Annotated in this window: 17 protein-coding genes; all 17 read left to right on the top strand. The window is 54.7% G+C overall.

Features of this window, described 5'->3' with window-relative positions; all coding sequences use genetic code 11:
• The first annotated feature begins 602 nt into the window (after positions 1-602).
• The gene (locus KXU80_RS12150) at positions 603-1607 is read left to right on the top strand and encodes a LacI family DNA-binding transcriptional regulator (protein ID WP_219838420.1); all 1005 of its coding nucleotides are present in this window, start codon (positions 603-605) and stop codon (positions 1605-1607) included.
• 16 nt (positions 1608-1623) lie between these two features.
• The gene (locus tag KXU80_RS12145; protein ID WP_219838419.1) at positions 1624-2496 is read left to right on the top strand and encodes a carbohydrate ABC transporter permease; all 873 of its coding nucleotides are present in this window, start codon (positions 1624-1626) and stop codon (positions 2494-2496) included.
• A gap of 13 nt (positions 2497-2509) precedes the next feature.
• Complete coding sequence (locus KXU80_RS12140; RefSeq protein ID WP_219838418.1) at positions 2510-3328, top strand: carbohydrate ABC transporter permease; 819 nt, start codon at positions 2510-2512, stop codon at positions 3326-3328.
• Positions 3329-3468: 140 nt separating this feature from the next.
• Complete coding sequence (locus tag KXU80_RS12135) at positions 3469-4824, top strand: ABC transporter substrate-binding protein (RefSeq protein WP_219838417.1); 1356 nt, start codon at positions 3469-3471, stop codon at positions 4822-4824.
• 70 nt (positions 4825-4894) lie between these two features.
• Entirely contained in the window at positions 4895-6148 is a 1254-nt protein-coding gene (locus tag KXU80_RS12130; RefSeq protein ID WP_219838416.1) for an amidohydrolase family protein, read from the top strand.
• A gap of 24 nt (positions 6149-6172) precedes the next feature.
• Positions 6173-8209 (top strand): YyaL domain-containing protein, encoded by a 2037-nt coding sequence (locus KXU80_RS12125; protein ID WP_219838415.1) that lies wholly within the window; start codon positions 6173-6175, stop codon positions 8207-8209.
• Positions 8210-8277: 68 nt separating this feature from the next.
• Complete coding sequence (locus KXU80_RS12120) at positions 8278-8967, top strand: aspartate/glutamate racemase family protein (RefSeq protein ID WP_219838414.1); 690 nt, start codon at positions 8278-8280, stop codon at positions 8965-8967.
• A 77-nt stretch (positions 8968-9044) separates the two neighbouring features.
• A complete protein-coding gene (locus KXU80_RS12115) occupies positions 9045-9965 on the top strand; it encodes a class II fructose-bisphosphate aldolase (protein ID WP_219838413.1) in 921 nt (306 codons plus the stop codon).
• A 72-nt stretch (positions 9966-10037) separates the two neighbouring features.
• Entirely contained in the window at positions 10038-12470 is a 2433-nt protein-coding gene (locus tag KXU80_RS12110) for an alpha-mannosidase (protein ID WP_219838412.1), read from the top strand.
• Between the two features lies 1 nt (position 12471).
• Positions 12472-13164 (top strand): class II aldolase/adducin family protein, encoded by a 693-nt coding sequence (locus tag KXU80_RS12105; RefSeq protein ID WP_258171366.1) that lies wholly within the window; start codon positions 12472-12474, stop codon positions 13162-13164.
• Entirely contained in the window at positions 13161-14495 is a 1335-nt protein-coding gene (locus KXU80_RS12100) for a four-carbon acid sugar kinase family protein (RefSeq protein WP_219838411.1), read from the top strand. Before KXU80_RS12105 ends, KXU80_RS12100 begins: the two co-directional genes overlap by 4 nt.
• Positions 14496-14517: 22 nt before the next feature.
• A complete protein-coding gene (locus KXU80_RS12095) occupies positions 14518-15147 on the top strand; it encodes a D-sedoheptulose-7-phosphate isomerase (protein WP_219838410.1) in 630 nt (209 codons plus the stop codon).
• Positions 15144-16115, top strand: coding sequence for an ROK family protein (locus KXU80_RS12090; protein WP_219838409.1), 972 nt, complete (start codon positions 15144-15146; stop codon positions 16113-16115). The genes KXU80_RS12095 and KXU80_RS12090 overlap by 4 nt, the downstream gene beginning before the upstream one ends.
• Positions 16116-16145: 30 nt before the next feature.
• Positions 16146-18275, top strand: coding sequence for a Sip1-related alpha-galactosidase (locus tag KXU80_RS12085; protein WP_219838408.1), 2130 nt, complete (start codon positions 16146-16148; stop codon positions 18273-18275).
• Between the two features lie 102 nt (positions 18276-18377).
• Positions 18378-19874, top strand: a complete 1497-nt coding sequence (locus KXU80_RS12080) for an FGGY-family carbohydrate kinase (protein WP_219838407.1) — start codon at positions 18378-18380, stop codon at positions 19872-19874.
• 193 nt (positions 19875-20067) lie between these two features.
• A complete protein-coding gene (locus tag KXU80_RS12075) occupies positions 20068-20232 on the top strand; it encodes a hypothetical protein (protein ID WP_219838406.1) in 165 nt (54 codons plus the stop codon).
• Positions 20233-20359: 127 nt separating this feature from the next.
• The gene (locus KXU80_RS12070; RefSeq protein ID WP_219838405.1) at positions 20360-20578 is read left to right on the top strand and encodes a hypothetical protein; all 219 of its coding nucleotides are present in this window, start codon (positions 20360-20362) and stop codon (positions 20576-20578) included.
• Positions 20579-21118 lie beyond the last annotated feature (540 nt).

Raw genomic sequence — 21118 nt, 5'->3', positions numbered from 1 at the left:
ATCGTCCGAGAGAGCTCTGGCGGTGCTCAAATGAAAGCGTACGAGCGCTGAGATTCTCCAATAACCAACTGCTGCGGAAACCAAACTTGGTCTTGGTTTCCGTTTTTCAGCATATGCATACGGAGAGGAGAAAAAACGCAATCCAGGATGACATTCCGGTGATTAACTGGGCGTTACATGCCGCTTTGGAGAGTAAGTATAGGCTAATATTCGTCTTTGAAATAGTGAAAATCAAAGGTTGACAACAGGTGTTGTAAGCGCTACTATTATCTCAATAGTCTTTTCAAAGAAAATTGGAACGTTCCCAAAAGTATGGTTTGGGAGTTTCAATAATGTAGGTGGCCATGTGTTTTATTTTTAAGGAACAGCTATTTTGGGAACGTTCCCAAAACAATAATTCAAATTGATGTTGTTTCATCTAGTAGTGATCCAACCACGCCGCACAGCTGTAATAAAAATATATGTCGGCCGATTATTACAAAATGGGAACGTTCCCAAAATGGTTGTATCGAGAATCCATTCCCTTTGTTAAAATGGGAACGTTCCCAAAAAAAGGTTGCAGATCTGAAAGGGGAAACAATAAAGGAGAAGAGTGATCGTAAGTGGGGCCGACAATTCACGATGTAGCAAGATTGGCGGGGACGTCCAAAAGTACTGTATCCCGATATTTAAATGGACAGCAGGTTAAAAAAGCGACGCAGGAAGCACTGGAGAAAGCGATTAAAGATCTTAACTTTCATCGTAATGCCAATGCACGAAGGCTTGTTCTCGATCGGACTAACATCATTGCCGTCGTCGTCGACAACATCTCCAACTATTTCTATTCCGGCATTATACGCGGGATCGAAATCGTAGCGAACATGAAGGGCTACAATTGCATTTTCCTAAGCTGGACCTCTAATTACGAGGAAGAGATTTCGTTCCTAAACATGCTTTACGAGGGCCAGGTAGACGGTGTCATTCTCGTCAGTTTCCAGAAACGCGCGAAGCGGGACCTGGAGCAAATCCGTGATTCCAGTTATCCCGTAGCGCTGGTCGGAGATCACGGCGAAATGGAGGATATTTTATCCGTCGATGTGGATAATGCTGCAGGCGTTTACGAAATCGTCCAATATTTGCATGGCCTCGGACATCGCGACATCGCCTACATCTCGGGTCCCGATCATGCGGCCGCGAACAAATACAGGTTCAAAGGTTATTTGAAAGCGATGGAAACGCTTGGTCTCAACTATAATCCCGAGTGGGTTGTTCAATCCGACTGGAGCAATCAAGGCGGCTACCAATCCATGAAGAAACTTCTACTTGCCAAGGGATTCACGGCCGTCATTGCTTCAAACGACGAGACGGCGATCGGAGCCCTGCGGGCCACGCAAGAGCATGGATTGAATGTGCCGAAGCAGATGTCGATCGTCGGGTTCGACGATATTCCGATTTCCGAATGGGTCTATCCGTCGCTTACGACCGTCCGGCAGCCGTTTCAGGATATTGGCATGAAGGCGGCACATGGTTTGTTCCAGAAGATCGACGGTACCGCGAACGGCGATCAGGACAACCATTATCTGTTAAAGCCAAGGCTCATCATACGCGATTCCTGCGGAAAATATTAGAAAGAGGTGAGAGGGAATGGGCTCGAAGGTTAACAAATCGTATTACGGCTACTTTTTCATCGCGCCTTTTTTCATCGGGTTTGCCGTATTCGGTTTGGCGCCAATTCTGTATACCTTGTACTTAAGCTTCATGAAATGGGACGGCTTCAACGATCCCGTGTACGTCGGCATCGCGAACTATACGCGTCTGCTGCATGACAGCTTCTTCTATCAGACGATCGGGAACTCGCTCCTGATTTGGATCTTATCGAACGCCCCGCAGCTTATTCTCGCGATGCTGCTGGCTTTGGTGCTTAATGAGAAATTTATTCGGGGCAAGCATTTCTTCCGGGCGGTGTACTTTTTCCCGCACATCATTACACCGGTCACGCTGGGCGTTATCTTCTCCCTGATGTTCGACTGGCAGACAGGCAGCATTAACAAGATTTTGCTGAGCCTTGGCATCATCGAGAATCCGGTTAACTGGTTCAACAGCCCTTGGTGGGCGCGCGTGATCACCTCGGCGGTCGTGGCTTGGCAGTATTTTGGCTTTAACATGATTATCTTTATTGCGGGGCTGCAATCCATACCGAACGAAGTATTCGAAGCGGCGGAGGTAGACGGCGCGACGAAAACGCAAACGGCCATCCATATTACGCTCCCGCTGCTCAAACCGGTATTTCTGTTTGTTTTTATCACCTCCGTCATTGGCGGGCTGCAGTTGTTCGACGCGCCGCTAATCCTCGGAGACGGTCCGGATAATACGGCCAGAACCATGGTGATGTATTTGTATGAGACCGCATTTAAAAACTTCGATTACAGTTATGGCGCAGCGGTTGCTTACGGCATTTTCATCGTCGTCATGTTCTTCACGGCTATTACCGCCAGAGCCTCGAAGCTGAACGACTAAGGAGGCGAAGCACATGAAAGCAATTAATAGAGTCATATTGTATCTGTTTCTCATTGTGGTCGCGGCTACGTGCCTGCTGCCGTTTTACAGCATGATTATCACTTCGACGCACACCAATTCAGATATTGCCCGCAAGCTGCTGCTTATTCCGGGAGACCAGTTTCTGGATAACTATGCGCGGCTTAAGGAAACGGTTAACATTTGGCGCGGGTTTGGAAACTCGGCATTCATTTCGGTAACGGCAACAATCATTAATGTTTATTTCGCAGCACTGGCCGGCTACGGCTTCTCGAAATACAACTTCCGGTACCGCGGCGTACTGTTTCTGTTCGTGATCGGAACGATGATGATTCCGGGACAGCTCGGCATTATCGGGTTTTACAAGCTCATGGACGCGCTGCATATGCTTAACACCTATTGGCCGCTTATTCTTACGTCGCTGTATAACGCCTTCGGCATCTTTCTGATGCGGCAGTTCGCCGATGCGTCGGTGCCGATGGAAGTGATCGAATCGGGCCGGATGGACGGCTACGGCGAGCTGCAAATTTTCAACCGGATCGTGCTGCCGATTATGAGCCCGGCGCTCGCGACCCTGGGCATCTTCGCCTTCATCGGAAAGTGGAACGATTTCTTGACGCCGTTGATCGTACTGTTCGACAACAACCTGCAAACGCTGCCGGTAATGATCGCGAGTCTGAAGTCGCAGTTTACATCGGATTTCGGCGCACAATATGTCGGTATCGTCATTGCCGTCGTTCCAGTACTGGTCTTCTTCTCCCTCATGTCCAAACGGATCATCGACGGCGTTGCGGCAGGAGCAGTGAAAGGTTAACGGCGTGAGAAGAAGACTCCATTGAAAGAGGTGATGCGTCAGGGCAAGGAATAACAAGGCTATCAATGAAAGCGTTTTGCTACCAAGGGGATCATCATTTAAGCATCTCATTTAAACCACATTTAAAGGGGAGAACGGTTTTGAAAACGAAAAAATGGCTGACCATGGCGACTTCCGTTGTTCTGGCTGCCGGCCTGCTTGCAGGCTGCGGCAACAGCGGTAACACTAACAACGGCGGTAATGCTAACGGCACGAAGGCGGATACCGGAAATGCAAACAGCGGCGCAGCGGATAGCGGCAATCAAGCTGGCAATAACGGCGGCACTACAGAGCTGAAGGGCAAACTGGTTATCTGGACGTTCTTCGATCAAGTGAAAGATATGGCTGAGCAATTTCATGCGAAGAATCCGGGTGTCACCGTAGATGTGAAAATGTTCCCGGGTGACCAGTACCAAACGAAGCTGCTTTCGGCGCTTCAATCGGGCAGAGACGTTCCCGATATTTTCGATCTGGAGCGCGGCTATATCGGCAAATTCATCGACTCCAAGTTCCTGACCGACCTTTCGGCCATGGGCGGCGACGATTTGGTGAAGGATTACATTCCTTACGTGCAAGAGCTTGGACGTTCAACTGATAACAAGCTTCGCGCGATATCCGACCATTCCTCGCCGGGCGGCTTCTGGTATCTGAAAGAGAATGCCAAGAAAGTGCTGGGCACGGACGATTCAGACAAAATCAGCGAGATGGTCAGCTCCTGGGATAAAGTAATCGAACTCGGCAAAAAGGTAGCTGCGGACAGCGGCGGCAAAGTCCATCTGATTCAAAACTCGGGCGACCTGTTCGACATCGAGGCGTACAACACGCAGCCATGGGTAATGGACGGCAAGCTGAATATCGATCCGAAATGGCAGACGGTATACGAAACACAGCAAAGCATCCGCCAAAACAACGTGGACGCCAAGCTATCTTTCATGTCGGCTGGCTGGGGCAATGCGCTTAACGACGGCAGCGTCGTGCTTACTTCGATGCCAGCTTGGGCTGGCTTCATGATTGATAACAAAGACGATAAAGCAAAAGGCAAGTATGGCGTGGCCAAAACGCCGGAAGGCTTCTACGTCGGCGGCACATACCGCGGCATTTACGACAAATCGGACAATAAAGAGCTGGCGTACGAGTTTATCAAATATATCGCCGGTGAAGAATGGCAGCAGCACAACCTGGAGAAAACCGGCAATATGCCAGGTAACGGCAAAGTATATGAGAGCAACCTCGAAACGTTTAAAGCCCCGTTCTTCGGCGATCAGAACATTTTGAAGCCGTACTATGAAACGGTTACAAAAATTCCGGCAACGAAGGCGGACAAATACGGCGAGGAAATTCTCAGCAGATGGAGAAAAGTCGCCGGCGCTGGCATTACGAACAATAAGAGCTTCGACGATGTAGTAGCAGCATTCAAGAAGGAAGTCAAGAACGCCTTCCCAGAGCTTAAGATGTAGATTAATTGAGGGGAGACTGCTTCTCTCGAATGAGAAGCAGTCTCCCTATTTTTGGAAGGAGAAAGGCCCGATGAGCAGCATTCATGAATATGTAAATCAACTCCGGATCATCGATGGACATGAGCATCTGGCGACTCCGCAAATCCGCAAGAAAGAGAACCACGATTTTTTCTCATTGCTTCATTATTTGGATTCCGATCTAATTACGGCCGGTATGGTCCGAGGCGCTCTCAGCAGAAATGGCCGCAGCGACGAGGAGAAGGCGGCCGTGTTCATGAAGTATTGGGAACGAACGAGCAATACGACTTACGCGCGCATGTTCCGAACCGCGATGAACGATTTGTACGCGTTTAACGACTGGAGCGTTACGGGGATTTTGGACGTGAACGAGAAAGTGAAAGCAGCGTCGCATAACCCTGACTGGTACAACCAGGTATTGTTTGAGAAATCGGGTATTGACTTGGCTTTTACGCTGATTCAAACGACAAAGCTGGACTATGAGCTATTCCGGCCGATTATGTTCTTGGATTTCACCTATAAACTTCGAACACGCAAGGATATTCACGACGTCGAGCGGAACGCGCGGATGAACGTGCATACGCTCACGGGCTACCTGGATGCCGTGGATGCCTTATTGCATAGATACAAGCAGGAGGGCATGGTCGCGACAAAGCTCGGTCATGCTTATTGGCGGTCGCTGGCATGCACGAAACCGTCTCTCCAGGATGCCGAATCCATATTCAATCGGCTGATGGGCTGCACGCTGGAGGACGGACTGTCTCAGCGGGAGACGGAGGCGCTTCAAGACTATCTCATTCATTTTATTATCCAGCGTTCCATTGCTTATGAGCTGCCGATCCAAATTCATACCGGCCATCACGAAACAAGCGTCTCAAGCAACGGGAATCTGATTCCGAACTCTAATGCGGCGCTGCTTCTTCCTTTGCTGGCCGAATACACGGACGCCAAGTTCGTGCTGCTGCATTGCGGCTTCCCTTATCACGATGCTTACCTAAGCATTGTCAAAAACTATCCAAACGTGTACGCCGATTTTACATGGACTTATATTATTTCTCCGACGGCAGCCAAGCAGATCCTGCATCAAATGATCGAGATGGTACCGCAGACGAAGATTCAAGGCTTCGGCGGAGATTACAGCCACATCGAAGGCACCTATGCGCATTTGAAGCTGGCGCGCGGCATCATCGCAGACACGCTGACCGAGAAGGTGGCAGAAGGTGCGATGAAGGAAGCGGACGCGCTGCGCTTCGCGGACCGAATTTTCCGGGACAATCTGATTGAACTCTACAAGCTGGACATCTAAACGAATCGGAAGGGGGCCCGGACAGTGGGATGGAGAGCAGAACAAAACGGCAGCGAGCTTCGGGTATACGAACCTGGGAAGGATGACGGTCCGGCGTACATGCGGTTCGCTCGTCTTCTCGGCATATGGAATGCGGAAGGCCGCGAAATCGCCGAGCTGGCGATCTCGGACATCGCTCCGGACGGTGAAGGCGGACTGCGGATGACGGGCGCTTCGGAGTTGTTCGAGGCGGAAGCGGCATGGACGGCCGTAACAGATGATGAATGCGGCGGTTACGACGTGAAGCTTCGGTTCGTCTATAAGGGCAGCGAGCCTGCGGATTTCGGGCTGACCTTCGGCTGCGAGCTGATCGGTCCGGGTCGTCCGGATTGGATGATCCCCGGCGCATTCTACAAAGAAAACCGGTTCGAGAAAAATTTGCGCCGGTATCCCCGGTACGATTACCGGGGCGGCAATTCGGATGAAATGGTGTCCGATTACTGGTCATTTCGTTCGGACCGCGCGGCGCTCCCGGCAGTATTCGCTTGGAACGACGAAGCTTGCGGCGCCTTGTGCACCGACGAAATGTCGGAGCTTGGCTTGTCCGGCCTCGGCTTCAAGGGGAATGCCGAAGGGACGGCGATTTGGCTGAATTTCCCTTACCGGGAAGAGCCGGTGACATTTGTCGGTGATCCGCTGCCAAGGCCCGCTGATATAGTGTCTGCCCGCTTTCAGCCGGGCCAGCAGGTGATGCTGAAGCTGAAGGTGTACGCCGCGGGGCCCGACCCCCATGCCTACGATCCGTTTGTGCGGCGCATGTACCGGCAGCATGCGGCGGAGCATGACCTGAATCCGTGGATGGGACTGGAAGAAGCAGCGGAGCTGACCGCTCATGGACTTTATACATGGCACTACAATAAGGACCAAGGCATCTTGAACGAAACTGCGGCATTCGACCGGGAATTCAATAATAACGTGAAAGGGATGGGCGACCGTCCCCATATGCATGTCGGCTGGGTTAGCGGAGCGCCATATGCCTATGCGCTCCTTGCGTACGGCAGGAAGAAAGATATCGGCGCCTATACGGAAGCTGGAATCGCAGTGCTGGATAAGATTGCGGGCGGCGTTTCGCCGAGCGGCATTTTCTGGGCATCGTGGGTGGAAGGCAAAGGCTGGACCGCCGGGTGGAATCCGAAATCCGACTGGCTGCAGGCACGTACGATCGCAGAGGCCACGCTGTTCATGACGCGCGCGCTTACCTTCGAACGCGAACGCGGAGCGGCGCATCCCGACTGGGAAGCGGCCGTAGCGTCCAATCTGCGCTTCGCGGCTTCCCATCAGCGGGAGGATGGAAACTTCGGCTCGTACTACAATTGCCAAACAGGCCATGTAGAGGAATGGGATGGCGCCGGTGGCATGCTATGGATTGCCGCGCTCCTCGAAGGAGCAACCTATTTTGGAGAGAATGCATTCTCTGAATCGGCTGTGAAAGCCGGCGCTTACTATGAACGCTTCATAAGAAATGAGTATATTTACGGAGCCCCCGAGGACGTCCACTTGACGCCAACCTCCGAGGATGCATACAACGCGGTCGCCGCATATGTGCATCTGTATGAATTCGACAGGAACCCGCTGTGGCTGGAGCTTGCATCCAGCGCGGCGGATTGGATGATGACGTTCCGGTGGACGTACAATCTGAATTTCCCGCGCCATTCTTTGCTCGCGCAGTATGATTTCCGCTCGCGGGGCGCGGATCAGGCATCGACGTCTAATCAGCATCTGCACAACTATGGCCTGTTCTGCGTACCGGAGATGCTGCGTTTGTGGACGTACACGAAGGACCGTTATTATCTTGATCGCACGAGGGACCATATCGCCTGCTTCCTGCAGTTTATCGCAAGGGAAGATGGCGATTTCAATGCGTATAAAGGGATGGTAACCGAACGTTTCTATAACACCAACTGCTTTCAACCCAAAGGCATGATGCTCACGTTGTCGCATTCTTGGTGCATCGGGCTTATCTTATACGCGTCTCAAGAGGCGGAGGCTTATGCGGAAGCGCTGAACTTGCAGCCGGTTTAGGTGAATTCGATTCCAGGCGGGGCTGAGAGCATAAACAGAATGGCTGCAATGAAGAAAGGGTGATAGGTATGGGAGAGAGTAAACCGGCGTACTGGTCCGGCCGCAAGCTGGCCATTATTCATACGACGCCGCTAACGGTCGAAACACTTAAGGTGCTCGCGAACGAGCAGATGCCAGGCATCGAAATCGTCAATCTGGTTGACGATTCGATCCTGCCGCAGCTCGCGGCAAACGGTGACCGCGTGGAAGAAATCCGGGTCCGCTGGAGCGAATATGCCCGTATCGCGGAACAGCTTGGGGCTGAATGCATTCTGAACGCTTGCTCGTCCATTGGCGAGCTGTGCGGGCAAGTCCAGCCGGAAATTGGCGTTCCGATCGTCAGAATCGACGAAGCCGTGGCGGAATATGCAGTGCGGACGGCATCGAAAATCGGGGTTGCCGCAACACTGGCTACTACGCTCGCACCTACGCAGCGTCAGCTGCGGGCCAAAGCGGAGCAGGCCGGCAAGGAAGTCGAGCTTGTTGCCGTTGTCGCCTCTACTGCCTACAAGCTGCTGCTTGCCGGCGACAAGGATGGACATGATACCGAACTGGCGGAGACCCTCCGCCGATTGGCGGAGGATACGGAAGTGGTCGTGCTGGCGCAGGCATCGATGGCCCGGGTGGTAGAACGGTTTTCGCCGGAAGAGCGCAAGCGGTTCCTGACAAGTCCGGAGCTTGGCATGGCTCGCGTAAAGCAAGTTTTGCAGAACCAATAGGATAGATAAACAGATAAATAACCCAGATAGATAAATAGGCAGATAAATTGTTTACCATTGGAGAGGAGAGGGACAACTTGTTTAATCAAACAAAACCTCAAAATGTAATCACGCTTAAGAAAGCATTGGAATTCGCGGAAGCGGGCCGGTTCGCGATCGGCTCCTTCTCGCCTCGGTATACGCCGATGATTGCGGCCGTATTGCAGGCCGGTCAGCAGGCGAGCTCGCCGATGATCGTGCAAATTTCGCACAAGGAGCTTATTCGCTATGGGATAACGCCGGCGGAATTCGGCGACGAATTTTACGCTCAAATTGGAGCACTGAACATCACCGTTCCTGTCGTGCTCCATCTGGATCATACGAAGGAGCTGGCGACGATAGCCGAAGCCATCGATGCCGGATTTACGTCGGTCATGATCGATGCTTCCGAGAAGCCGTTCGACGGCAACGTCAAGGACAGCAAGGAAGTCGTCGACTATGCGCACGCCAAGGGCGTATCGGTCGAAGCGGAGCTCGGCATGATCGGCACGACCGACTTCGTTGAAACAGATAAGGACGAGGAGCTGTACACCGATCCGCAGGAAGCGGCTGAATTCGTCCGTTTGACCGGCGTCGATGCGCTTGCCGTATCCTGCGGCACGGCACACGGCGTTTACAACGTGAAGCTGCCGAAAATCGACTATGCTCGGTTGTCCGCTATCCGCACGTTAACGCCGGTCTATCTTGTCCTGCACGGCGGCTCGGGCGTTCCGGCCGAGATGATGCAGCAAGCATTCCGTTTGCCTGGCGGCGGCGTAAGCAAGGTGAATATCGCTACTGACCTGGAGCTGTCGCTGCTTGCGGCACTCGGCCGCGAAGAGCGGATGACGAACGCGGAATGTCTGTCGCTCGCTCCGGATCGTCTGGCACTCGGCCGTGATGCCGTTAAACGCACGGTTATCGATAAAATGGAAAGCTTCGTATGCAGCGCGGGTGAAGCCGGTCGATTTATACTGTAATGCTTAGCTATGTTCCGAAACGAAATTCATTCATAGATTTTAACTTGCTTACGAGGAGATGAATGTAATCATATGAAAGACAAGAAGCTTTATATGATCGGCAACGCGCATCTGGATCCAGTGTGGCTGTGGCAGTGGCAGGAAGGCTTTCAGGAAGCGAAAGCAACGTTCCGTTCCGCGCTCGACCGGATGAAGGAATCGGAAGACTTTATTTTCACATCCAGCTCGGCCGCGATGTACGAATGGATCGAGAACAACGACCCCGGCATGTTCAAGGAAATTCAGGCGCGCGCAGCCGAAGGCCGCTGGAACATTGTCGGCGGCTGGTGGATTCAGCCCGACTGCAACATTCCGAGCGGCGAATCTTTTGTCCGCCAGGGGCTGTACGGACAGCGCTATTTCAAGGAGAAGCTTGGCGTTACGGCTAAAGTCGGCTACAACGTGGACAGCTTCGGCCATAACGCCATGCTGCCACAAATTCTGAAGAAAAGCGGTATGGACTATTACGTTATGATGCGCCCGATGCCGAACGAAAAGGGCCTCCCGGGGCGTCTGTTCTGGTGGCAGTCCGACGATGGCTCGAAGGTGCTGACGTTCCGCATCATGTTTGAATATTTGTCGTGGGGCAAGGATCTGGAGAACCATGTACGCCGCTGCTTGGGTGAATTCAAAGAACCGCTGAACGACCTGATGCTGTTCTACGGCGTAGGCAACCACGGCGGCGGTCCGACGAAAGAGAATATTTCGAGTATTCGCAGAATGAACGGGGAAGCGGATTTGCCGAAGCTCGAGTTCGCGACGCCCGATCAGTATTTCGAGGATATGGAGAAATCGGGATTGTCATTCCCGGTCGTCCACGATGATCTTCAGCATCATGCCAGCGGCTGCTACGCCGCGCATTCCGGTATTAAACAGTGGAACCGTCAGGCGGAGAACCGTTTAATCGCCGCGGAGAAGTTCTCCGCGCTCGCTTCTTGGATCACGGGACAGCCGTACCCTACGGATCTCGATCGCGCATGGAAAAATGTGCTCTTCAACCAGTTCCATGATATCTTGGCAGGCACAAGCTTGGAGCCTGCTTATGACGATGCCCGGTATTTGTTCGGCGAAGCAATGGCGATCGCCGATCGTTCCCTCAACTACGCCGTCCAATCGCTGTCGTGGAATATCGGCATCGAGCAGGACGAGTCCATGCGTCCGATCGTCGTGTTCAATCCGCACGCGTGGCAGAGCCGCGTTAATGTCGAGCTCGAAGTCGGCGGGATCAAGGAGAAGACCGTGCTGCTTGACGAGACCGGCAAGCCGGTTCCGTTCCAGACGGTGAAATCACAGGCTGCAGCACGCGGCCGATACCGGCTCAGCTTCATGGCGGATCTGCCGCCGCTCGGCTACCGCCTTTACAAGCTCGTGACGGAGTCCGCTTCGATCAAGCCGGTCGGCGAACCGATTACGGCAAGCGATCTCGTGCTCGAGAACAGCCTGCTTCGTCTTGAATTCGACCGGAATACCGGATTCATCAAGAGCCTGCGCGACAAGAAGCTGAATCATGAGGTGCTGAAGGGCGAGGGCGCGAGGCCTGTCGTTATAGAAGATACGTCGGATACGTGGAGCCATGACGTGCTGCATTTCAACGGACCTTCGGAAACGTTCAAGGCAACGAAGGTGCTCCGCATCGAGCACGGGCCGGTCAAATCGGTCATCCGCGTCGTGAGTGAATACGGCAGCTCCAAGCTCGTACAGGATTTCGCGATGTATCCAGGCAGCAGACAAATCGACGTCAGCGTAACGGTGGATTGGCGCGAGAAGTTTAAGATGCTTAAGCTTGTCTTCCCAGTCAACGTCATCTTTAGCAAGCAAACCTATGAAATTCCGTACGGCACCATCGAGAGAGAGCATAACGGCGAGGAAGAGCCGGGCCAAAGCTGGGTTGACTACTCGGGCATCGTGCAGGAGACAAACGATGTGTACGGGCTCAGCCTGATGAACGACGCCAAATACAGCTACAGCATGCATAACAAAGAGATGGCGCTGACGGTGCTTCGCAGCCCGATCTACGCGCATCATGTCCCTTACGTGCCTGAAGCGGACGGCGAGTATGCATTCATCGATCAAGGCATTCAGCGCTTCAATTATTCCTTGCTGCCGCATGAAGGCACTTGGGAGCAGGCGGGCACGGTGCGCCGCGCGGCCGAGCTGAACTGCAAGCCGGTAGCGGTCATTGAGACGTTCCATGAAGGCAAGCTGCCGCAAACCGACTCCTACGTTTCCGTCGACAAGGAAAACATCATCGTCAGCGCCATTAAGAAAGCGGAAGATAACGATGACTTGATCGTACGCTGCTACGAGACGGACAAACGGGCGACGTCAGCCGAAATCCTGCTGCCAAAGTGGAACCGGGTCATTCGTGCAGACTTCAAGCCCTCGGATATCAAGACGTTCCGCGTGCCGGCTAATGCCGACCTTCCGGTGACGGAAACAAGCATGCTCGAATGGGAGCTGGAGTAAAATGATGCGGCGGGAGGAGACGGTTTCCGAGCTTCGCGCAGCAGGTAAATATATGATGGATAACGGTTTGGCCTGGGGCAACGCCGGTAATATAAGCGCCCGTCTTAGTGACGGTAGCTTCTTAATTACGGCGACAGGCACGTTTCTGGGAGAGCTCGGCGAGGATGATTTCGCCGAGTGTTTCCTCGTGGAAGGCGGACCGGCTTCGGCCGAGACGGGCGCAGGAGTAAATCCAAGCCCAGGGAAGAAGCCTTCCAAGGAAGTGCCGATGCACCGGGCGATATATGAATCAAGACCAGACATCGGAGCGGTGCTTCATGCTTCTCCTTTCTACAGCACGCTGTTCGCATGCGCCACGGAAGGAATTCCTTCGAACTTGTTCGTCGAAACGATGTATTATCTCGAGCGGATCGAGCGCATAGGCTACTATCACCCCGGCTCCGCGGAGCTTGGCGATGCGGTGGGGAAGAAAGCGCGTCTGTCCAACGTGCTGCTGCTGGACAATCACGGGGTGCTTGTTTATGACGTGAATATCAAGGAAGCAAGAATGGCTCTGCAGACGCTGGAAATGGCATGCCGGATGATCATTGAATCACGGAGCGCGGGTATATCGCTGAACGCGCTGCCGAAGACGATGGAGCGCGATTTCCTGGAGCGTTCCGGCTACCGGACGAGAAGGAAGTGGGAAGCATGATCGGCATCGTCGCTGACGATATCACGGGCGCGAACGATATTGGTATTATGTACGCGAAGGCGGATTACAGGACGGATGTCTATCCGCTTGAGCTTTGGCATGCGGAAGCGGCTGCGGGAGATTTGCCGGATGTGCTCGTGCTCGACACGAATTCCCGGCTTGACAGCGCGGAAGAAGCATACCGCAAGGTGTTCGCGGCAACCAAAGCGGTGCAGGCCGCCGGCTGCGACCGCTTCTTCAACAAGACCTGCTCCGTCTTCCGGGGCAACGTCGGCGCTGAATTCGACGCCATGCTGGATGCACTCGGCGCTTCGTTCGCGGTCATCGTGCTGGGTTTCCCGAAGAATGGCCGGACGACGATTGGCGGCGTTCATTACGTCCACGGGAAGCTGCTTGAGGCTTCCGAGTTCCGACGCGATCCCGTTCATCCCATGACAGAATCGAATTTGATCTCGATCTTGCAAAAGCAGACCAAACGGACCGTTGATTTCGTTCCGATCGCGCTTATCGAGCAAGGACCGGGCGCGCTTCGGGCAGAGATTGAACGAATGCGGGAGCGGTGCTCCTACTTGATCCTCGATGTGCGCGACCAAGGTTCGCTCCGCATCATCGCGGAGGCGGTGCAGGATGAGCCGATTCTATGCGGCAGCTCCGCGCTGTCGGAGGAGCTGGCGATTCTGTCGCGGTCCATGCACCCAGGGGAGTCCCGGAAAGCGGGGATGGAGAGCGGCGGCTTCCCGCGGGTACCGTTCGATCAGGCAGCGCTTGGCAGACCTTCAGGCAGCGTGCTCTGCGCAGCCGGCAGTCTGATGCCGCAGACAGCGGCACAGATTGAATACGCGAAACGGAGCGGCATTGCGGCATTTGAGCTCGATTCGCTTATACTGCTTCAGGTGGAAGGGAAAGAAACCCATCTCGAACAGCTTATCGTGCAGGCAAGCGCCGTGCTGCAAGCCGGACGCGACGTATTGGTGCATGCTTCGAATGATCCGGACAAGGTCGCGGAAACGAAGCGTCGGGCAAGTAAGCTCGGCACCGGCAATACGGACATATCGCGGATCGTATCGGATGCGTTGTCGTCCGTCGTTGCCGCAATCTCGGAACGGACCGGCCAACGGAAGCTGCTCATAGCGGGCGGCGAGACGTCGTCAGCGGTATGCGCGGCGCTGGGCGTGAGCGGACTTCGTTTGCTGCGTGAGATAGAGCCGGGATTACCTTCGTGCCTGGCGATCGGCGGCACACCTTATGAACTGGTGCTTAAATCGGGCAGCTTCGGCAGCGAATCGTTTTTTGTCAAGGCCATCGCGCATTTGAAAGAAACCATTGCGTAACGGGGAAAGGGAAGTGATTGTAATGAGCACGGTCTTTAGCGGGCTTTTTCATAAATATCCGGATCTGGAGCCTTGCAGGGAAGAAGTTAAGGGAGCCTTCGAAGCCATGAAGCGCTCCTATGAGCAGTGTGGGAAAATGCTGCTTGCCGGCAACGGCGGCAGCGCGGCCGATTGTGAGCATGTCGTCGGCGAGCTGATGAAAGGCTTTATGTCACAGCGTCCGCTTCCGCCGTCCGAACGGGAGAAAATGCTCGTTCACGGCGAAGAAGGAGCTTATATCGCCGACAGGCTGCAGGGCGCACTGCCCGCGATTTCGCTTGTCAGCCAAAGCGCGCTGGCGACGGCCTACATTAATGACGTTGCGGCGGATATGGTATTTGCCCAGCAGGTGTATGGTTATGGCCGACAGGAAGATACGCTTGTCGTGTTCAGCACGTCAGGCAATTCCGCCAATGTGGTCCGCGCCGTGCAGGTAGCCAAATCGCTCGGCATGACGACGATCGGTTTCACCGGCCAAGGCGGGGGCCGGCTGAAGGAGCTATGCGACATTACGGTCCGCGTGCCGTACACGAGTACGCCGGATATCCAGGAGCGGCATCTTCCGATTTATCATGCGCTGTGCATGATGCTCGAGGAGGCTTTTTTTGCATGAGTGTGCTCCTTGGAGGTTTCGATATCGGCGGGACTAAATGCGCAGCCGTGCTTGGCTCCGCCGCGGACGGCAAGGTCGAAATAACGGCGAAACACAGCTTTCCGACACCCGCAACGCCGGAGGAAACGATTGCGAAGTTCTCCGAAGCGATGGGCGAGCTGCTGAAAGCCGCCGATGCCGCCTCGCCGCTTAAGGCAATCGGTATCAGCTGCGGCGGACCGCTCGACAGCCGCAGGGGGCTCGTCTTGTCCCCGCCGAATCTGCCGGGCTGGGATAGAATTGATGTTGTGACGCCGCTGCGCGAGCGTTTCGGTGTGCCCGTTGCGCTCCAGAACGACGCGAACGCTTGCGCGCTTGCCGAATGGCGTTGGGGCGCGGGCCGGGGCGTATCGAGCATGGTATTTCTAACGTTCGGCACGGGGATGGGCGCAGGCTTGATTTTGGACGGCAGGCTGTATGCCGGAATCAGCGATATGGCAGGCGAGGCCGGTCATATGCGACTTGAAGAAGACGGTCCCGTCGGATACGGGAAAGCGGGTTCGTTCGAAGGCTTTTGCAGCGGCGGCGGTATCGCGCGGCTTGGGCGCACCTTGGCGGAGGCGCATATCCGCCAGGGAGGCACAACGGCCATTTGCACGAATCTTGAAGGACTTGAGGGCATCACGGCCAAAGCGGTGTTCGACGCCGCAAACGGTGGCGATGCGCTGGCGCTTGAGACTGTGGGGATCGTAGGACGGAAGCTTGGCAGAGGTCTGGCGCTGCTTGTCGACCTGCTCAATCCCGAGCGCATCGTCATCGGCAGTATTTATGCGCGGCAGGAAGCGCTGCTGCGGCCGCTTGTTATGGAGGAGCTGGCCCGCGAGGCACTGCCATTATCGCTTGAGGCATGCGAAATCGTGCCCTCGAAGCTCGGCGAGCATGTCGGAGACGCGGCGAGCTTGTCAGTCGCGCTGCATGCCTTGGAATAGACGCTACTTATAAAATGGCAGGAGGAGCTCATGTTGCAATTCAACGATACAGGCGCATTTGATTCCATTACGGATCCATCATCGGCCCTATTCGGCCCTTTCGGCGTTGCGGTAAAGCTGGATTCCCAGACGCAGCCGGAGGTGCTGACGCCTTGCGGGACGGACAGCGAGGAACAAAAGACGGTCGTTTATCATTATAAAAACGAAGCCGATAACGTACGGGCGCATATCCGCGTATCCATGAGCGAGAATGGCAGCGTGCTCGTCACCGTGCGTGCAGAGGCGATCAACGAGAACGACTTCGGCCGGCAGCGCGTGTTCGCTGCCGAGCATGGTATCATCGTAACGGTTCGTCCAACGGAGACGATTGAAGGGCTGATGGCTAATTACCAGCATAAAGACTGGTGGACGCGTCCGCACTTCAGCACGTCGACCGCAGACCTTCCGGGTCGGACGCAATCGATATTATGGCAAACGGAAAGCGGCTATTATCACCTGCTGCCGGTCGTTGGACCGGTGTGGAGGACGGATGCCATCGGAACAGAGGACGGCTTCGCGCTCCGACTGTCAGCTTACGAAAGCGGCCGCACCCGTTGCGATGCACTAGCATTTGCATTCTCGGCTGGCGACGATCCGTATCGTCTCGTACAGAGCGGCGTCGCTGCCGCGCTGAAGGAGCTGGACTACCCCACGCTGCCGCGCGAGAGCAAAACGTATCCCGAGCTGCTTGACCGGCTCGGCTGGTGCAGCTGGGATGCGTTCTACCACCAAGTCAACGAGGAAGGGCTTCTTACGAAAGCTGAGGAGCTGCAATCGCTTGGGCTGCCGGTTGGATGGGTGATGATCGACGATGGCTGGTCCGATACGAAAGACGGCAAGCTCGTCTCCTTCGAAGCAGACCCTGTCAAATTCCCGGGCGGACTGAAGCGGACCGTATCCGCGCTCAAAGATCGTTTCGGCATTCGCGACGTCGGCGTCTGGCATACGATCGCCGGGTACTGGGGCGGCGTTCACGAGGACAGTATCATCGCCCGGGACAGCCGCGATTCGCTCTATCAGGTGCCGCGCGGCAATCTCATTCCATATCCCGAGGCGGGGAGAGGCTTCGGCTTCTGGCATGCCTGGCATAGCTTCCTGCGCCGGCAGGGCGTCGATTTCGTCAAGGTGGACAGCCAAAGCGCCGTGCTGAACTATTTAAAAGAACGCCGCTCCATCGGCGAAGCGGCAGCTGCGGCGCACGAGGCGCTTGAAGCGTCGGTGGCGCTGCATTTTAACGATACGATCATCAACTGCATGGGGATGGCGTCCGAGAACATCTGGCATCGTCCGAAATCGGCTGTTTCGCGCAACAGCGACGATTTCGTGCCGCAGGAGGAACGCGGCTTTCCGGAGCATGCATTACAAAACGGTTATAACTCCTACTATCACGGAGCCTTCTATTGGGGTGACTGGGATATGTACTGGTCTAACAACCATGACGACAAGCAAAGCGCCGTTCTGCGCTCCGTTAGCGGCGGGCCGATTTATATCAGCGACGCGCCGGGGTCTACAAATCCTGCGAACGTTTGGCCGCTTATTTATGCCGACGGAACCATCATTCGCTGCAACGGCACGGCAAACCCGACGCCGGATTGTCTGCTTGCAGATCCCGCCGCACGTCCCATTCCAATGAAGCTGTGGAATACGGCTGGCGTCGCGGGCGTCGTAGCAGCGTTTCATATTCACCCGGAAGCCGCTGTGGTGGACGGCTTCATCGGCCCAGGGGACGTTCCTGGGCTGGCAGGCACCGAGTTCGCGGTATACGAGCACTTCACCCAAAGCTGTTCGTTCATGAAAGCGGATCAGCGCGAAGCGGTCCGTCTGGAAGAGCGGGAATACGCGTTGTTCGTGATCGTGCCAGTCACAGGCGGAGTGGCGCCGATCGGATTGGCGGATAAATATATGTCCCCGGCATCTGTGACAAGCAGCGCTTCGGAAGGCGGTTCAACGGTGTTGACGCTGCGCGAAGGCGGACGTTTCGTGTTTGCCGCCAAGGGGCATCCTCTGCACGCCAGCGTCAACGGGAAAGAGGCCGCAATCAATCAGATCGGCGACTACGTGTACGAGATCGACAGAGGAACAGCGGATCGGTCCGTCCAAATCGAGATCGTTATGGCGTAATGAAGGAACGCCGGATGAAGAAGCTAAGGAGCGACCGCGCCGCGATTCCGGTGCCGAAAGAAGCGGCATCGGCCCCGTACGGCATAAAGGAGGCTGCGTGGCATGCTGCTTGCCATCGACATTGGCACCACGAATATTAAAGCAGGGTTATTCCGTGACGATGGATTTGCCGTCGCGCAGGCGGTGAGTCCAAATACGAGGGTTCCCGGTCCGGCAGGGACGGTGGCCTGCGATCCCGACCGGCTGTGGGGAGCGGCTGCTGACCTCATTCGAGACGTCATGGCAGCCGCGGGTTCTCCTCGTGTACAAACGGTCGGCATAACGAGCATGGCGGAAAGTGGATTGCTGTTGGATCCGCGGAGCGGGAAACCGCGTTCACAGATCCTGCCGTGGTTCGAAACCTGCTCTATCGAGCAGGCCGAGCTGGTGAAACGGGAAATCGACGCAAAGGAGCATTTCTGTCGTACAGGCCTTCATGCTTCGTTCAAGTATGGGCTGCCCAAGCTGCTCTGGCTGCGGGAGCAATGCCCGGAAGCTTTTGTAGGAAGCGGCGTGTGGGTGTCGGTATCAGCCTATATTGCCCATTGCCTTACTGGTGAGATTGCCGAGGACGAAACACTGGCGGCCCGTACGTTCGCTTACCTGATCGACCGCCGCGAATGGGACGTACCGTTCATCCGCCATTTCGGCTTCGAGCCGGAGCTGTTTCCTCGCGTCGTGCCTGTGGGCAGTGCCGTCGGGACGGTAATGCCCGATGCAGCGGCCAAACTGGGATTGAGCAAAGATACTGTTGTCTGTCTGGCGGGACATGATCATATTGCTGCTTCGGTCATTTGTTCGGCCGGAGGGAACGATGTCTATAACTCGATGGGTACCGCGGAGACGCTTGTCGGCGGCTTTGCCGAACGAGGACTGGATACGAGAGACTTCGAGTCCGGTTTGTCGTTTGGACGCAACGCCTTCCCGAATCAGATGTTCTGGATGGGCGGACACTCTTTCTCGGGCGGCTCGGTGGAATGGTTTCGCGAAACGCTCGGCGACACTCGATTTTCCTATGAGGCATTAATGAAGCTGCTGGCGCAAACGGAGCCCGGTCCGACAGGCATTCTTTATTATCCTTATCTGGCCGGCAGCGGCGCGCCTCAGGCGAATCCAGCGGCCAGAGCAGCGTTCATCGGCCTGATGGCAAAGCACGGCAAAGGAGACATGCTCAGAGCGGTGCTGGAAGGCAACGCCTATCAGTTGGAGTTTATTCGCAGGAGCGCCGAGCAGATCAGTGGAAGTCCGATCGAACGAATGAATGTGGTCGGCGGGGGCGTGAAGAACAGCGTCTGGCTGCAGATCAAGGCCGATGTGTCGGGTATCGAATTGATCGCGCCCGACATGGCTGAGGCGACACTTCTTGGGGCAGCCGTGTCTGCCGGTGTCGGATCCGGTGTCTACAGTTCGTTCCGGGAAGCGGCCGCTGCGGTCCGCAGGCCGGAAGGAAATCGGTTTGTTCCTGATTTAGAGCGCCATCACCGTTACGGGAAGATCTATGAAGAGGGCTTTATGACGCTAATGGGAGCGTTGTCGAGGTTTTATAACGGGCTAGCTTGACATTACGTCCTTGAAGAAGCCATTCGTAGTATAGAAGCCAGCCATTTGGATATACCTTGCCATATGTTCCAGGATGAAGCCCGCGGATTCCGCGGGTTTTCGTGTATCGTCAGACAGGCATGGGGGAACCACCGAAACAGGACGCAGCTTTCTAGATTTTCTTCAGGAATACAGACCGGGACAGGCGAAGGCGATGGTTGCGCAGTCAGATCTCAAAATCTGCGAAATCTCCACATTGGTCGGCATAGCGAATCCGAGATACTTCTCGCTGCTGTTCAACGATAAATACCGGATCATTGGGAAACGACGAAACGGCATCCAGTATTCGATTCCGTCGTCGCGTACTCATCCAACCTAAGAGGCATTGCTGTTATATCATGGTTTTCAATGCGGCTTGTGCTTATGGCTATTCTCAAGTTTTAAGCGACCGTTTATGATATAATAGGGGTAGGTTAGAGAGAGAAGAGAGAGAAAGGAGCAGTACCATGACACGATTTCTTTTTGAATATGAAGTTCCTTCTTCAGGCAAGAAGGCAACGTTCAGCTGGATCGGCAAGAGCGAAGAAGAAGCACGCACTGCCGTCCACGCGAAAGTAGCTGATTTCGAATTTATGGAACTAACGGATATTGTAATCGGCAAGGTTCTTGAAGCGAAAGAAACAACAGGCAATCAATATTACGAATGCGAAGGCTGCAGCGCGTAAGACTAAACAACGAAACAGGGATGGAACAGAGTTATATCTGTTCCATCCCTTTTCTATTTTGATTGATTTCTGCTTCGTCATGCATGAAAACAATAACGGAGCATGAATGATTTTGGAGAAGCGTGGTTGTGTGGATATGCCATAGGCTGCACCTGAATTCCTGTGCATGAAATAATGACAGGAGGCAGAGGATATTAGATGTCCGTCAGTCCGCTGAAAGAGATGTGCTTACTTGCATATTCATCTGTCCAAACATTTCGAGCTGCAATTGGCATTAGCTGCTTTGGTCTCCATCTGGTACGCTTTCGCCAATTTCACGTTTGTCAAAAAAGAATCTTCATCGGCCGGCCGATGCTTACAAGGATTGCATGCCCAGCATACGAAGCTTTTGTGGGCGATCGCGCTGACAATTCTTTCGGCAGATTTGTACTCGTCCGTCGCCTAGGGGCCCGAAGCTGGCGTGGATCGGGGTCATCGCCTATCCGAGCGGCGGAGACGCCTACGCCATTGAAATAAAACTCCACCAAATCATGGCCTGCG

Source organism: Paenibacillus sp. R14(2021), from assembly GCF_019431355.1.
In the GTDB taxonomy this organism is placed as follows: Bacteria; Bacillota; Bacilli; order Paenibacillales; family Paenibacillaceae; genus Paenibacillus_Z.
This window is presented reverse-complemented; position numbering and strand designations above follow the sequence as displayed.

Bases quoted from the DNA above. Each gene is read 5' to 3' on its own strand.
- KXU80_RS12145 (WP_219838419.1), top strand. From the start codon at position 1,624: ATGGGCTCGAAGGTTAACAAATCGTATTACGGCTACTTTTTCATCGCG.
- KXU80_RS12140 (WP_219838418.1), top strand. From the start codon at position 2,510: ATGAAAGCAATTAATAGAGTCATATTGTATCTGTTTCTCATTGTGGTC.
- KXU80_RS12130 (WP_219838416.1), top strand. From the start codon at position 4,895: ATGAGCAGCATTCATGAATATGTAAATCAACTCCGGATCATCGATGGA.
- KXU80_RS12120 (WP_219838414.1), top strand. From the start codon at position 8,278: ATGGGAGAGAGTAAACCGGCGTACTGGTCCGGCCGCAAGCTGGCCATT.
- KXU80_RS12110 (WP_219838412.1), top strand. From the start codon at position 10,038: ATGAAAGACAAGAAGCTTTATATGATCGGCAACGCGCATCTGGATCCA.
- KXU80_RS12105 (WP_258171366.1), top strand. From the start codon at position 12,472: ATGATGCGGCGGGAGGAGACGGTTTCCGAGCTTCGCGCAGCAGGTAAA.
- KXU80_RS12100 (WP_219838411.1), top strand. From the start codon at position 13,161: ATGATCGGCATCGTCGCTGACGATATCACGGGCGCGAACGATATTGGT.
- KXU80_RS12095 (WP_219838410.1), top strand. From the start codon at position 14,518: ATGAGCACGGTCTTTAGCGGGCTTTTTCATAAATATCCGGATCTGGAG.
- KXU80_RS12090 (WP_219838409.1), top strand. From the start codon at position 15,144: ATGAGTGTGCTCCTTGGAGGTTTCGATATCGGCGGGACTAAATGCGCA.
- KXU80_RS12085 (WP_219838408.1), top strand. From the start codon at position 16,146: ATGTTGCAATTCAACGATACAGGCGCATTTGATTCCATTACGGATCCA.
- KXU80_RS12080 (WP_219838407.1), top strand. From the start codon at position 18,378: ATGCTGCTTGCCATCGACATTGGCACCACGAATATTAAAGCAGGGTTA.
- KXU80_RS12075 (WP_219838406.1), top strand. From the start codon at position 20,068: ATGGTTGCGCAGTCAGATCTCAAAATCTGCGAAATCTCCACATTGGTC.
- KXU80_RS12070 (WP_219838405.1), top strand. From the start codon at position 20,360: ATGACACGATTTCTTTTTGAATATGAAGTTCCTTCTTCAGGCAAGAAG.